The organism is Phycisphaeraceae bacterium (assembly GCA_019636735.1).
Lineage (GTDB): Bacteria > Planctomycetota > Phycisphaerae > Phycisphaerales > SM1A02 > VGXK01.
In genome coordinates this window covers 95,555-109,490 of the sequence record JAHBWY010000001.1, presented here as the reverse complement: position 1 = coordinate 109,490, position 13,936 = coordinate 95,555, and the positions used below count along the sequence as shown (strand labels likewise).

The window sequence follows — 13,936 nt, the reverse complement described above, 5'->3', positions numbered from 1 at the left end:
CCGGCAGCCTCGTCACCTCCCGTCGGCTCAGGCGACGCGCGATCACGCGTCTCTCACTTCGGCCCTGTCCACTCACCCAGGACCAGCGCCAAGTCGCGTCCGCCCACCACTCCGTCCTTGTCCACATCGGCCACCGTCCACGGGGTCACGCCCCACTCGGCGAGCACCTTCGCGATGTCATTGCCATCCACGGCGCAATCGCCCGTGAGATCGGCCGAGACCGCGGAGATCGGCGTCACGATCTGCGCGATGTACGCCATGACAATCTGGCCGGCATCATTGAGGTGCAGGACATGGTTGGAGATGAATGGGGAGCCTGCAACAAGTAGATCGCTCAATCTGTGCGGCTCTCCATTCACCCACACCACGGCGACATTGGTGTCGGCGTAGCCGTTCAGCGAGGCTCCGCCCACGATGACGCCACTTGAGTTGATGCTCATCGCGTAGCTGTACGGATGCCCAGGCAAGGACGGCAGCGCGATGATGCTCTCCTTCGTCCAGACCGTCGCGACCGAGCCGACATACACCCCGTTGCTGTACTTGCGCGATGCTCCCACCGCCACGCCCGCATCATTCACGCCGCGGGCCCGGGACACCGTGTAGGACTCCGCCGGCTCGAGCACCTCGAACTCACCGTCACGCCAGCGGAAGCCGCGAAGGGTGCCATTGGAGTGATGACCGAACTCGCCCACCACAAAGCCGCTGTCGCTGATGTCCGTGGCGTAGCCGCCGGTCAATACCCCAGGAGGAATGGGGATGACCGTGTGCACTCCATTGGCCCAGACATATGGTTGACTGTAAGAGATGCCGACGACAGCACCCGCGTTGTTCATTGCGAAGGGCTGACTCGCCAAGGCTCCCGGAGCGGGCGGGATCACCTCGATCGAACCATCGGGCATCCAGATGCAGCCGATCTTGAGGCTCCCGCTCGTCCCCTGGTACGAGAAGCCCACCACCACGCCGGAGTCGTTCACCGCCACCGCCTGTGCTCCCTTCGGACCAGCACCGGGCGGCATCGGGAGCACCTGCGGGGGTCCGCCGGGCGGGCAATACACGGGAAGCTGGGCCTCGGACGGGAAGCACGCGTATCGATACCCGCACCACCCGCCAACACTGTTCATGCGACTTGCAACGTATGAGTATGGAATCCACCCGCCGCACATGAACGGGGCCCACTCGGTCACTGTGTACTGACACTGAGCCATCGCCGGAGCGGCGAAGGACATCGGCGCACACACACCGATCAGGGCAAGGAGTGGTCCTCTCAGCACGGGTTGGTCAGTCTGCCGATGTGGCATTGGAGTGCACCGTAGTTCAAGACACCATCCAGTTTCTGGAACGATGCTGGCTCCGGGCTCGTCCCAGTGTCCTCTCACTCGGAACCCAGAAGCAGCAGGACGGAGACCATCATTTCAAACTCAAGGCCCGAAAGCCAGACAGACAGGTCCTCAAGGCTCTCAAACCCCAGTGCAAGTGCGAGCAGCTCCGGAGATACGCCGCTCGAGGTCAGTCCAATGTCGTCGGCGTCGCTGAGGAACTTGAAAGATGACCCCGATGGACACTCTCCCCACTGACCGAGCATGATGGCGAGGTCCGCACCGCCCACGACGCCATCACAGTCCAGATCTGCATCTGCGACACCTCCCCACTGACCAAGAAGAATTGAAAGATCTGCACCACTGACCCAACCATCCCCGTTGAGGTCCTCCGGGCACCTGACGCAGGCGCCCCAGGCACCAAGCACCACGGTGATATCACCGCCATCGACCACACCGTTGCCACTCAGATCGGCCGGGCAGGGGCGGCTCTCGAACGCACCGACATCTGGCCCACAACCGCGGACCCGATCCTCACGAACCAGATCCCAAGGAAGGTCCTCGGTCGTGTTGCTGTTCTCATCTACATCGGTCACATCCGCGGGGATCAGCGCTGGGTCTCCCGCGTGTCAAGACACTTCATCGAAATCCTGCCTTTCCCGACCGAGGCCTCATGCCGCAGTCGATGCACTCTGCCCGGACCGGAAGCCAACCACTTGCCGCGACATGGCCCGGATCGCGGCTGGCACGCCTCGGAGCCTATCCGCGCACCTGCGTCGGTCAAGATGAAAACCCTGACACTCCCATGAAGGGCGCAACGCCATGCGCGCCGCGATCCATGCCAGCATCACCCTCGCTCGGCGACCTCGCGTGCGGCGCTCAAGGGCGGATGCTACGGCGACGCGCGACCACGCATCTCTCACTTCGGCCCTGTCCACTCACCCAGGACCAGCGCCAAGTCGCGTCCGCCCACCACTCCGTCCTGGTCCACATCGGCCACCGTCCACGGGGTCACGCCCCACTCGGCGAGCACCTTCGCGATGTCCTTGCCATCCACGGCGCAATCGCCCGTGAGGTCGGCCGAGACCGAGGAGATCGGCGTCACGATCTTGATTGCTCCCAAGATGAGGATCTCACCCGCGGCGTTGATCGCCTTGGGCAGTGTCCCGATCGTTGGAGTGCCCTGAACCATGAGCTCTGCCAGTTTGTAGACCTCTCCATTCACCCACACCACGGCGACATTGGTGTCGGCGTAGCCGTTCAGCGAGGCTCCGCCCACGATGACGCCACTTGAGTTGATGCTCATCGCGTAGCTGTACGGATGCCCAGGCAAGGACGGCAGCGCGATGATGCTCTCCTTCGTCCAGACCGTCGCGACCGAGCCGACATACACCCCGTTCTCATACGCGTTCGATGCTCCCACCGCCACGCCCGCATCATTCACGCCGCGGGCCCGGGACACCGTGTAGGACTCCGCCGGCTCGAGCACCTCGAACTCACCGTCACGCCAGCGGAAGCCGCGAAGGGTGCCATTGGAGTGATGACCGAACTCGCCCACCACAAAGCCGCTGTCGCTGATGTCCGTGGCGTAGCCGCCGGTCAATACCCCAGCAGGAATGGGAAGAAGAGTCATCTCTCCGTTCAACCAGACATACGGCTTGCCTGCGGACGAGCCGACAACGGCGCCTTGATTGTTCACCGCGTTCGTCTTGCTGCTGGTGCCGCCGGGAGCCGGAGAAATCGTTGTGACGGTTCCATCCGGCATCCACACGCAGCCGACCAACTGGCTCCCGCTCGTCCCCTGGTACGAGAAACCCACCACCACGCCGGAGTCGTTCACCGCCACCGTGTTTGCTCCCTTCGGACCAGCACCGGGCGGCAAAGGAAGATCCTGCGGTGAACCGCCGGGCGGGCAATACACGGGCACCTCCCCGGTGACACCGTGGCACTTGCCTCTGTATCCACACCAAGCCCCAATGCTGTTCAAGCCGGTTCCGCCGTAGTACTTGTCTAGTCCCATAGAGCACGGCATCGGAGCCCATGTCTTCACGGTGTAGGAGCACTGCCCGCGAGCAACGGGCGACATGGTCAGTGCCAAAGTGGACATCAACACGAGTCGAGCGACATGCTTCATTTCGAAGTCCTCCATGGGCCAAGAGGCACGCGTTGTCTCGTGGCCCTTGACATTCAGAGCCCGAACCACGCTTCGAGAATCGACTTCATCGTTGCGAATTCAAGTGATGAGAGCCAATCGGTCAGCTCCTCGACATCGGACATGCCAAGCAGATCCATCAGGAGTACCGGGCTCGCTCCTCCTCCGACTCGCAGCGACATCGCCTCAGATGATGCGGGTGCTGGCCAGAAACATGGCGACGAGGGCAGAGGCGGGCACGGCCCCCAGTTGCCGAGGACCAGTGCCATGTCCGATCCCGCGACCTCCCCGTCACAGTTCAAGTCCCCCACGCACGGTGAGCCCGAGCACGGCCCCCAATTGCCCAGAAGCAAGGCGAGGTCAGCGCCGTCGACAGATCCGTCGCCTGTCGCATCACCAGGACACCCGCCCCATTCGTAGGCACCCATGTCGATGACCTGATCGCAGCCGAAGACGCGGACAAACCGCCTGAAGTCCCAAGGCAGATCCTCGGCCTTGTCTGAGTTGTCATTGACATCAGTCACATCGGCTGGGATGGCCGAGTTCGTTCCACTGTCGACCGCAGGCGAACTCGGTGCGACGCTCAAGTTGCCCACGCCTGAATCGACGAACTGTGGATCGAGATCGAGGTTGCCGGGGCCGAAGGTTGTGGTCCAGAATGGCGCCGCCCAACTGATTCCAGCGACGCAAGAGTGACTGATGCGGAAGTTGACTGGATCCACACCGCCAATCTGGGCACAGAGATCGGGATCGAACACTTCAATTCCATCTTCTGTCTCCCAGCTTCCGCAGTCCGCGCTGCCGAGCGTTCCGTTCCCGAACAGGATTGAGTTCGCAATCACTGCGGTCGGCGAATCAACACCTCCGCTCATCGATCCACCCAGGTTCCCGGTGAGCGTGCAGTTCGTCAGAAGAACCTGCGCGTCCAGAAGGAAGAACTCCGAGTCGACGCCGACGGCACCTCCAAACGGCGCCGTGTTCCCCTGAAACACACAGTTGGTCGCGATCAGCATCGCCTGTTCCCCGATGCCAATGGCACCGCCCCGCCACGGCCCCGTGAAGCTGCAGTGATTACCGAGGAAGACACTGCTGGTCACCCAGAATGGATACCCTTCCGGCCCGCCCTCGGAAGGCTCCTCGAGACTCTCCTCGACAAGGGCAGTCCCCCGCGCGATGACGATGGCGCCTCCACTACCCTCCGACTCGTTGCCTTCGAACCGGCAGTGGACCACCTCAAATGCCGTTGTGGCAACGATCGCTCCTCCATTGCCGTTGGTCAATCCCAGGCCGCCTGGCGCAACGCTCGCTCGGGCGGCATTTCCCTCGAACAGCGAATCTCGGCAGACCAACCGCATCCGTGCTCCGATTGCGCCCCCCGTCGTCGCGGTGTTCCCGTAGAAGCGGCATGATTGCACCAGAATCTCAGCACCCTCGCCGGTCTCGTCGAGGCGAAGGCCCCCTCCGAATCTGTCGGGCATCAGTTCCGCGTTCAACGCGCAGCCGGCGGTCATGATCAGCCCATCCAGCACTCCAGTGGTTCCTCCTACCAGCGACGACACTCGAATGACATGGACTGCGTTGTCCGCCATCGACCCAATTGTCCCGTCGTCATCATCGAGGAGGTCTCCGGTAAGGACGGTGGGATACTCACACAGATCCCGATCATCGGCGTTGCCTTCGCTGTCGGTGAATCCGCGGTAGCCGCCCTCGATGGTGACCGGCATGGAGATCACAAACCCCGACTGCGACAACGGCCTGTAGGTCCCCTGCGCGATCCTGATGGTGGTGACGCTGAGCTGTTGATTGTTGACATCCGCCAAGGCCTGCTCAAGCGTGCCGTAGGCGTCGTCCCAGCACTGACCAGAGGCTCCGCTGGCGCCAGCTCTCACAAACCGAATCGCCTCACTCTCGCATTGCGCTTGCGACGGCTTGCCAATGAACTGCACCAGCACCACCGCGACGATCAGCGCGAGAATCCGCCCCGCACCGCACCCGACGACCGACGACCGACGACCGACGACCGACGACCGACGACCGACGACCGACGACCGACGACCGACGACCGACGACCGACGACCGACGACCGACATCGCCTCGGTCTCCCGCGTGTCAAGACACTTCATCGAAATCCTGCCTTTCCCGACCGAGGCCTCATGCCGCAGTCGATGCACTCTGCCCGGACCGGAAGCCAACCACTTGCCGCGACATGGCCCGGATCGCGGCTGGCACGCTTCGGAGCGTACCCGCGCACCTGCGTCGGTCAAGATGAAAACGAATGAACTAACTCAAAAGCAACGATTGCCCGGTCATCTCCGGTGGCTGCGGAAGCGCCATCATGTCAAGCAGCGTCGGTGCTATGTCCGCCAGCCGACCATCATGTCGAAGGCGCCTTCCCTTGAACACCTCGCCCACGACCGAGAGCGGCACGGTGTAGTTCGTGTGCGCCGTGTGAGGCGCCCCGGTTGCCGGGTCGATCATCTGCTCCGCGTTGCCATGGTCGGCGGTCACCACCAGCGATCCTCCTCGGGAGAGTGTCGCGGCCACAATCTCACCCACGCATGCATCGACCACTTCTACCGCGCGAGTCACCGCAGCGAGGTTGCCCGTGTGGCCCACCATGTCAGGGTTGGCGAAGTTCACCACCAGGAGCGCCTCACACTCCGCCGATCGCAAGCGATCAAGCACGGTGTCACGCACCAATCCGGCGCTCATCTCCGGCTTCTGGTCATAGGTCGCAACCTCGCGCGGGCTCGGGACGATGACGCGGGTTTCACCGGGAAACGGCTCCTCCCGATAGTCATTGAAGAAGAAGGTGACATGGGGGAACTTCTCCGTCTCCGCGCATCGGAACTGCCGAAGCCCCAGCTCCGAGATCCACGCTCCGAGAATGCGCGACATCTTCGCGGGGCGGGGGAAGATGAGTGAGACAGGAAGCCCCTCTTCGTACTCCGCCATCGTCGCGAAGAAGAGGTCCTTCGGTCGCGGTTCGCGCGTGAAACCACCGCCCTTCACTTTCGACCACGCCGAGTCATCAAGGACAAAGGCCTTGACCAGTTCGCGCGGACGATCGCCGCGGAAGTTGAAGAAGATGACGGAGTCAGCGTCTCGAATGGCGCCGTCAACGCCCTCGATTCGAGTCGGTGGAACGAACTCGTCGCCTTTCTGTGACGGCGACTCCGGGTGGGTGTAGGCATGCTCAATGGCTGCATCGGCGCTCATGGCCTTCAACGCACTGCGCCCGAGCAGACAGAGCCACGCGCGCTCGACGCGCTCCCAGCGGTGATCTCGATCCATGGCCCAGTAGCGTCCGATGACCGTTGCGATTCGACCGACACGCGAAAGGCCCCCCGCTCCCGCAAGCCAGCTCTCAAGCGTTCGCACAAAGTCGCGGCCGGCGGTCGGCGCGGTGTCCCGACCGTCGGTCAACACATGAACGAAGAGCCGATCGGCGGGCCATTGGATCGACCTCGCGACCTCAAGGAGCGCCCGGAGATGTTCCATGTCACTGTGGACCTGCCCGTCGCTCACCAGCCCAAGAAGATGCACGCGGGTGCCCTCGACGCGGGCGTGTTCGAAGGCCCGGTGGATCGTCTCGTTTCGCTCGAAGGAGTGATCCCTGATGGCGCGCGTGATACGCATCAACTCCTGGTCGACAATCCGACCGGCGCCGATGTTCTGGTGACCGACCTCGGAGTTCCCCATGGTGGGACCCTCCGGACCCGAAGGGAGTCCGACATCCTCGCCGCTCGTACGAATGAGGGTGGTGGGCCACTCCCTCTCCAGCATGTCGGCCACCGGGGCCTTCGCCAACTTGATCGCGTTGAAAGCATCGAACGCGGGGTGCGGGTTCCGCCCCCAGCCATCTCGGATCAGGAGAACACAGGGGACATTTCGTGGGTGAGCTGCGGCCGTGGTGGCACTCCCATCGCGCATGAAGAGAGCTTAGAGGCTGCCGAACGAGTCCCGCGTCCTCTGGATCGCGGCGCCTTCGCGGAGCGCGTCTCCGTGATCCGGCGCGTGCGGCTTGCCCTTCGTGCCAGCGGTGGGTACCGTCGCTGCGCCATGAGTGAAACCCCGACCTTGGCTCAACCGGCCACCGGGCCTTCGCTCCGCGAGCGTTGGGAGTCCGTGCGCTCGCGCATCGCCGATGCCGCGCGACGCAGCGGTCGACAACCCGGGTCGGTGCTTCTGGTGGTCATCAGCAAGAGCGCCTCGCTCGACCAGATTCGCGAACTGGTGCAGCTCGGACAGGTGGACTTCGGTGAGAATCGGGTCCAGCAGCTCGTTCAGCGGGTGCCGGTGATGGATGAGTTCGTTGCGCGGCGCCGCGAACTTGGTGGCAGCGCCGCGTCCCTTCGTTGGCACATGGTGGGCACGCTCCAGCGCAACAAGGTGCGCAAGTGCATCGACCTGGTGCGACTGATTCACTCCGTCGACAATCTCCGTCTGGCCGAGGAGATCCAAGTGGCCACCCTGCGTCGGGAGAACCGCGATCCGAAGAACGCCCCCACGGAACCAGTGGAGGTGCTGATCGAAGTCAATGTCGCTGGCGAGAAGAGCAAGCAGGGTGCCGCGCCGGCAGCCGTGCGTCACCTGATCGACCAGATCGACACCATGGTCAATCTTCGCGTCCGCGGACTCATGTGCATGGCACCGCTCGAGGGCGGGCTCGACGCGGCGCGCCGCACCTTTGAGCGCTGCCGCGAGCTTTATGAAGATGTCCGTCGCGCGGGGGCGGGTGGCGAGAGCTTCGACATTCTCTCGATGGGCATGAGCGGCGATTTCGAGGCCGCCATCGAGTTCGGTGCCAATGTTGTGCGGGTCGGCAGCGCCATCTTCGGTGCCCCCGCTCAACCCGACGAGGCCGACGAGGGTTGAGGCGCCTCCGGCGGCGATGCCATCTGCTCGTTTTCGGCATCTCTCCGGTTCCACGCGGTGTGATAGCGCGCCACGGGCACGCGGTCATAGATACTCCCGCAGCGATAGCAGATGAGTCGCGTGCGCGCGACCAGCAGCACGCCGATATCGAGAAGAAGCACAGCCACCAGCGCCGCATAGACCAGCGGATTCGCTGCTAGTCCGAACGCCGCGACAAGCACGCCCGCCACCGCGAGCACCACCACCACGGGTGTCACCTGCGGAAGCGAGCGCGATCGAAAGACCCGACCTCCGCAGGCGATGCAGTGACGCAGGCACCCTGCGTCGTCGACCGCCTGGTCCCAGTTGAGGAAGACATCGTGGGCCGTCGGCGCGTCGGAGGCATCATCACGGCGCTCCACGCGGACCAGCGTGGGTCGTTGCGATGACTCAATGCTCACGCGGCCGATGCGTTGCCGCGCGGCATCGCGCAGATCGATCCGCATGGCGGGCAGGATACGCCTGGGGGAGTCTCACGAGGGAGCCCTATCGTTCGGCGGCGCCGTCGCCGGCGGTATTCTCGCGCGGGTGAGCAGCGGACCCGCCACTCTTGCCTGGCTTCATGCATTGCGCGGTCGCTTCGTGGTCTTCGACGGTCCCGATGGCAGCGGCAAGAGCACGCAGATGCAGCGCTTCATTGCCCTCTGCCGCGAGCACGGGCTTCCCGTCACCGATGTCCGCGAGCCCGGCGGAACGCCGATCGGTGAGCGCATTCGCGGCGTGCTCCTCGACCCCGCGCACACCGAAATGACGGTCCGATGCGAAATGCTGCTCTACATGGCGAGCCGCGCCCAACTTGTGCATGAGCGCATCGAGCCCGCCCTGTCGCGCGGAGACTTCGTTCTCTCCGATCGCTTTGTCAGCAGCACGCTCGCCTATCAGGGCACGGCAGGCGGCCTCTCCGAACAGGAGATCCGGCAGGTCGCGCAGGTCGCCGTCGGCTCGCACATGCCGGACCTGGTGATCATCTTCGATGTCGATGAAGTGACGAGCGCTCGGCGCCTCTCCCCGCTGCTCGATCGCATGGAGCAGAAGGGGCTCGACTTTCATCGGCGGGTGCGCGGCGGCTATCTCGCCCAAGTGGAGCGCGACCCCGGTCATCATCTCGTGATTGACGCGAGTCGCGAGCCCGACGAGGTCTTCGCCGCACTCGTCGCGGCGCTCGGCAGATACGCAGCGTCGCACTGGAGCCGTGCAGTCGGCCACGGTGTCCGCTAGTCAGCGCAGACGGCGGCGACCCGACTTTCGCCGAGCCGCCGCCGCGCCCTTCCTCCCCTCATTGGAGATCCGTCCCCGGTCTTGGTGTGGGTCTGAGACGGTCCTCCTCCATCCAACGGTCCCTGCGCCCCGATGGCCCCGTGCCGTGACGCACGGGACGCACCGGGTCACAGTGACCGCGTCAGAAGTTGCAGGTCATGCCGATACCCACCTGGTAGTTGCCCGCGCTGCCGCCGAAACCAGAGATCACCACTCGGTAGATGCCGCCAGCGCTGCCGGTGAAGGTGACGAACGACTTCCGGTTCAAGCCATTGAGATCGCATCCAGGCTGGGATGAGTCATCGTTGCAGGTGATGAAGGTCGTCCAGCAGTTGAAGTCGAAGTCGAAGCGGAGGATGGTGATGACGGTGTCGAAGTCCGTGATGGGGTAGCAGGTGGTCACGGTCACTTCAGTCGATTCGAAGCATGGCACACCGAAGGTGATCCACTCACCCGGGCCCTTCGGGAATCCACCGAAGCAGCTGTTCGGAATCTCGGTGGCGACCGGGTTGTCCAGCGTGGTGCCGATGACCGTGGCGCTGGCGGTGTAACTCAACTGGATCGAGTTCTCACACGACTCGCCGGGGTGCGAGAAGCTGACCTTCAGCGCGCCGCTGCCGCCCTGGCCCGCCGCGAATGCGCCCACGCGGATCTTGTAGATCTTCCCCGCCACCACATTCGCCGTCACCTTCGACTGGAAACCGCAGTCGTCGTCGCTGCAACCGACGAACACCGCGAGTCCGGGGCCCTCGGTCGGGCACGAGGCAAACCCGTCGAAGATCGAGGTGTACACCGCGATCACCGTGTCGAAGGTCGCAGTGCCGCAGGTCTCCACCGTCAGCGTGCCGTTGCTCTGCGGAGCAAACTGGTACCAGAGGTCCTTGTGAACCATCGTCGCCTGACCGCAGGAGTTGCTCGGAAGCGACGGGCCGTCGGTCGTCGCGTTCTGCGTGCAGAACTGATAGGTGCCCGGAACGATCAGCAGCGCGCTCGAGCAGGTGTCGTTCACGGGGGTGGTGCACGGACCCCAGGCGCCCAGAACGATCGCGATGTCGGCGCCATTGACCACGCCGTCGCCGCTCAGGTCGAGTGCCGGCGCCGCAGTGCCCCAGCCTCCGAGGATCAGCGCCAGATCGGCGCCGTTCACTTCGCCATCGCCGCTCAGGTCAGCAAGGCAGGTGCAGTTGTTCGCCGAGGCGGGCAGCGCCAGCACGGCGGCCAGCAGAACGCCGGACGCTCCAAGGCCGCCGGCACGAAGATTCTGTGAGGGGTACATGATGATCAGCTCCTGACGAGGTGTCCTGACGGCGACGGGCCGCCCCCGGGAGCCGAACCGAGAGCACTGCGGCGTCCGAATCTCCACACGGTCTCGGCGCACCAGAGGCGCAAAGAAATTCTGCGCATCGACATCGAACTCGCAGAGACATCCCTCTTGACGGTGGCGCATGTGCGGGACTTCGAGACCGCCCTCCCACCCGGCCCAGTCGCCATCGCACGCCATCACACGCCATCACACACCCTGTCACACCCATTCACGGTCCTTCACGCCCCTTCTCGCTCCTTCACGCCCTTTCTCGCTCCTTCACGCCCTTTCACGCCCTACCACGCCACCGCCTCAGCGCTGACTTGTGGCCCGTCCGCTGCGGCACGCGCCAAGATGGTGCCATCGCGGCACTTGCGGGCATGCAGTCCGACCATTGCCGCTTTGAGCAAGTGACCGGGTATCTTCCGCCTCCCATGGTTCCCATCCGGCTTGCAGGTCTCAGGCGCGAGTTCGGTGGAACGGTGGCGGTGCACGGCGTCGATCTTCAGATCCCTGCGGGCAGCCTCTACTTCCTGCTGGGACCGTCCGGTTGCGGGAAGACGACCATCCTTCGAATGATCGCGGGGTTTCTCGAGCCCACGGCGGGCCGCATCCATTTCGGTGAGCGCGATGTCACCACGCTCGCCGCCGAGAAGAGGAACGCGGGCATGGTCTTTCAGAGCTACGCGCTCTGGCCCCACCTGACGGTCTTCGAGAATGTCGCCTTCGGGCTTCGGGTCCGCCGGGCCGCGGGCGAGGAGATCCGTCGCCGTGTCGGCAGCGCACTTGAGATGGTGCGGATGGAGGCCTACGCGGAGCGACGCCCCAACCAGTTGTCCGGCGGGCAGCAGCAGCGCGTGGCTTTGGCCCGAGCAATCGTCTTCAACCCCGAAGTCCTGCTTCTCGACGAGCCGCTGTCGAACCTCGATGCAAAGCTCCGGCTCGAGATGCGCCATGAGATCAAGCGCATCTGCTCCGAGATCCGCATGACGACCGTCTATGTCACTCATGATCGCGACGAGGCGATGTCGCTCGCCGACGGCATGGTCGTGCTGCGTGACGGACGAATCGAACAGCAGGGCGCTCCCGGCGAACTGTACGAGCGACCGAACTCACGCTTCGTGGCGGAGTTCCTTGGCGAAGCGAACTTCCTTGCGGCCGATCTTCGCGAGCGGAGCGGTGACGGCGCGGTCATTGACACGCCAGCCGGACCATTGAGGAGCACGGCCGTGGCCGGCCCCGCCGAGAGTGAGGCGCTCGCGTCGGCGGCGCACGGTGCCGCGAAGCGATTCGTCTGTCTGCGGCCCGAGGCGTTGCGTGTGGTGACCGGTGCTGCGGCGCCGAATGCACCAGGTGCCATCAATCGACTGACCGGACGAGTGCGTTCGACAACCTACCTCGGAGGGACGGCGCAACACCTGGTCGAAGTGGAGCGCTCGGAGCTGAAGGTTCTCGAGGCCAATCCGCGTCGCTCCGATCGCACCGGATCCACCATCACGCTCGAAATCGATGCGTCACAGGTGGTGCTCCTTCCCGCAGAGCGCTGACAGATCCATGCCATCGGTTCGCACGCAAACACGGCGGCGACCCGACTTTCGCCGAGCCGCCGCCGTGCTGCTTCTCCCTTCCGAGGAGTCTTTCCCGGGATGTGGTTCGGGACTGCAAGGGCGTCCCGACCACCTCTCGGCTCTGCCGCGCCCCGGTGGCCCGTGCGGTGATGCACGAGTTCACCGGGGTGGCGGACACCGCGTTAGTTGCAGTTCATCTGGATCGAAAGCTGGTAGTTCCCAGCCGCGCCATTGAAGCCCGAGACGATCACTCGGAAGACCTCGCCGCTGGTGGTTGGGAACGAGAGGAACGACTTGCGATTCAGTCCATTCAACTGGCACCCCGAGAGCGATGAGTCGTCGTTGCAGGTGATGTAGGTGGTCCAGCAGTTGAAGTCGAACTCGTATCGAAGGACGGTCACCACGGTGTCGAAGTCCGTTCCGGGCCAGCAGGTGCTGACGACAATCTCGCCCTCACACGCCGCGCCAAAGGTGATCCATTCGCCCGGACCCTTCGGGAGCGCGCCGAAGCAGTTGTTCGGGATGTCGGTGGGGACCGCGTTGTCCACCGTGCTGCCGAAGAGCGTCACTGAGTTCGGGTATCCGGTGGTGATCGAGTTCTGGCACGATTCACCGGGGTGCGAGAAGCTGACCTTCAGCGCGCCGCTGCCGCCCTGACCCGCGGCGTAACCACCCACGCGGATCTTGTAGATCTTGCCTGCCGACACATTCACGGTGAGCTTCGACTGATTGCCACACGAGTCGTCATTGCAACCGACAAACACCGCGAGCCCCGGTCCCTCGGTCGGGCACGAGGCAAACCCGTCGAAGATCGAGGTGTACACCGCGATCACCGTGTCGAAGGTCGCAGTGCCGCAGGTCTCCACCGTCAGCGTGCCGTTGCTCTGCGGAGCAAACTGGTACCAGAGGTCCTTGTGAACCATCGTCGCCTGACCGCAGGAGTTGCTCGGAAGCGACGGGCCGTCGGTCGTCGCGTTCTGCGTGCAGAACTGATAGGTGCCCGGAACGATCAGCAGCGCGCTCGAGCAGGTGTCGTTCACGGGGGTGGTGCACGGACCCCAGGCGCCCAGAACGATCGCGATGTCGGCGCCATTGACCACGCCGTCGCCGCTCAGGTCGAGTGCCGGCGCCGCAGTGCCCCAGCCTCCGAGGATCAGCGCCAGATCGGCGCCGTTCACTTCGCCATCGCCGCTCAGGTCAGCAAGGCAGGTGCAGTTGTTGGCCGAGGCGGGGAGCGCCAGCATGGCCGCCAGCAGGACGCCGGACGCTCCAATTCCGCCGGCACGAAGATTCGGTGAGGTGTTCATGACTTATCAGCTCCTAACGAGGTGTCCTGACGACGACGGGCCGCCTCCGGGAGCCGATCCGACAGTGTTCCGGCGTCCACTCCCTCTCACGGAATCGGCGCTTGGATGGCGCAATC

The 13,936-nt window shown here is 64.3% G+C and carries 11 protein-coding genes; 3 read left to right on the top strand and 8 right to left on the bottom strand.

The features are described from left to right. Positions 1-53: 53 nt before the first annotated feature. The 5 genes from KF724_00430 to gpmI form a co-directional block, all read right to left on the bottom strand. Positions 54-1,121, bottom strand: coding sequence for a hypothetical protein (locus KF724_00430; protein ID MBX3354146.1), 1,068 nt, complete (start codon positions 1,119-1,121; stop codon positions 54-56). 251 nt (positions 1,122-1,372) lie between these two features. Beyond that, entirely contained in the window at positions 1,373-1,912 is a 540-nt protein-coding gene (locus KF724_00425; GenBank protein ID MBX3354145.1) for a hypothetical protein, read from the bottom strand. Between the two features lie 323 nt (positions 1,913-2,235). Continuing rightward, complete coding sequence (locus KF724_00420) at positions 2,236-3,336, bottom strand: hypothetical protein (protein ID MBX3354144.1); 1,101 nt, start codon at positions 3,334-3,336, stop codon at positions 2,236-2,238. Positions 3,337-3,503: 167 nt separating this feature from the next. Beyond that, positions 3,504-5,591: a hypothetical protein gene (locus KF724_00415; GenBank protein ID MBX3354143.1), complete on the bottom strand. Its 2,088-nt coding sequence runs from the start codon at positions 5,589-5,591 to the stop codon at positions 3,504-3,506. A 157-nt stretch (positions 5,592-5,748) separates the two neighbouring features. Then, positions 5,749-7,401, bottom strand: a complete 1,653-nt coding sequence (gpmI, locus tag KF724_00410) for a 2,3-bisphosphoglycerate-independent phosphoglycerate mutase (GenBank protein MBX3354142.1) — start codon at positions 7,399-7,401, stop codon at positions 5,749-5,751. Between the two features lie 129 nt (positions 7,402-7,530). On the opposite strand from gpmI, the gene KF724_00405 reads away from it, so the two are divergent. Beyond that, a complete protein-coding gene (locus tag KF724_00405) occupies positions 7,531-8,346 on the top strand; it encodes a YggS family pyridoxal phosphate-dependent enzyme (protein MBX3354141.1) in 816 nt (271 codons plus the stop codon). Here the strand turns inward: KF724_00405 and KF724_00400 are convergent. Further along, positions 8,319-8,831, bottom strand: coding sequence for a hypothetical protein (locus KF724_00400; protein ID MBX3354140.1), 513 nt, complete (start codon positions 8,829-8,831; stop codon positions 8,319-8,321). The genes KF724_00405 and KF724_00400 overlap by 28 nt on opposite strands. Before the next feature lie 82 nt (positions 8,832-8,913). Between KF724_00400 and tmk the strand changes: the two genes are divergently transcribed. Continuing rightward, positions 8,914-9,603 (top strand): dTMP kinase, encoded by a 690-nt coding sequence (gene tmk / locus KF724_00395; GenBank protein ID MBX3354139.1) that lies wholly within the window; start codon positions 8,914-8,916, stop codon positions 9,601-9,603. A gap of 181 nt (positions 9,604-9,784) precedes the next feature. On the opposite strand, the gene KF724_00390 is transcribed toward tmk, so the two are convergent. Then, positions 9,785-10,918, bottom strand: coding sequence for a hypothetical protein (locus KF724_00390; protein ID MBX3354138.1), 1,134 nt, complete (start codon positions 10,916-10,918; stop codon positions 9,785-9,787). Between the two features lie 461 nt (positions 10,919-11,379). On the opposite strand from KF724_00390, the gene KF724_00385 reads away from it, so the two are divergent. After that, positions 11,380-12,492 carry an ABC transporter ATP-binding protein gene (locus tag KF724_00385; GenBank protein ID MBX3354137.1) on the top strand — a complete coding sequence of 371 codons (1,113 nt, stop codon included), beginning with the start codon at positions 11,380-11,382 and terminating at the stop codon, positions 12,490-12,492. Between the two features lie 203 nt (positions 12,493-12,695). Here KF724_00385 and KF724_00380 read toward each other — a convergent pair whose 3' ends face one another. Further along, a complete protein-coding gene (locus KF724_00380; GenBank protein MBX3354136.1) occupies positions 12,696-13,820 on the bottom strand; it encodes a hypothetical protein in 1,125 nt (374 codons plus the stop codon). Positions 13,821-13,936 lie beyond the last annotated feature (116 nt).

Excerpts from the sequence above, each read along its gene's own strand:
- KF724_00420 (MBX3354144.1), bottom strand. The coding sequence starts at position 3,336 with ATGGGACTAGACAAGTACTACGGCGGAACCGGCTTGAACAGCATTGGG.
- gpmI (MBX3354142.1), bottom strand. The coding sequence starts at position 7,401 with ATGCGCGATGGGAGTGCCACCACGGCCGCAGCTCACCCACGAAATGTC.
- KF724_00405 (MBX3354141.1), top strand. The coding sequence starts at position 7,531 with ATGAGTGAAACCCCGACCTTGGCTCAACCGGCCACCGGGCCTTCGCTC.
- KF724_00400 (MBX3354140.1), bottom strand. The coding sequence starts at position 8,831 with ATGCGGATCGATCTGCGCGATGCCGCGCGGCAACGCATCGGCCGCGTG.
- KF724_00380 (MBX3354136.1), bottom strand. The coding sequence starts at position 13,820 with ATGAACACCTCACCGAATCTTCGTGCCGGCGGAATTGGAGCGTCCGGC.
- KF724_00390 (MBX3354138.1), bottom strand. The coding sequence starts at position 10,918 with ATGTACCCCTCACAGAATCTTCGTGCCGGCGGCCTTGGAGCGTCCGGC.
- KF724_00430 (MBX3354146.1), bottom strand. The coding sequence starts at position 1,121 with ATGAACAGTGTTGGCGGGTGGTGCGGGTATCGATACGCGTGCTTCCCG.
- KF724_00415 (MBX3354143.1), bottom strand. The coding sequence starts at position 5,591 with ATGAAGTGTCTTGACACGCGGGAGACCGAGGCGATGTCGGTCGTCGGT.
- KF724_00385 (MBX3354137.1), top strand. The coding sequence starts at position 11,380 with ATGGTTCCCATCCGGCTTGCAGGTCTCAGGCGCGAGTTCGGTGGAACG.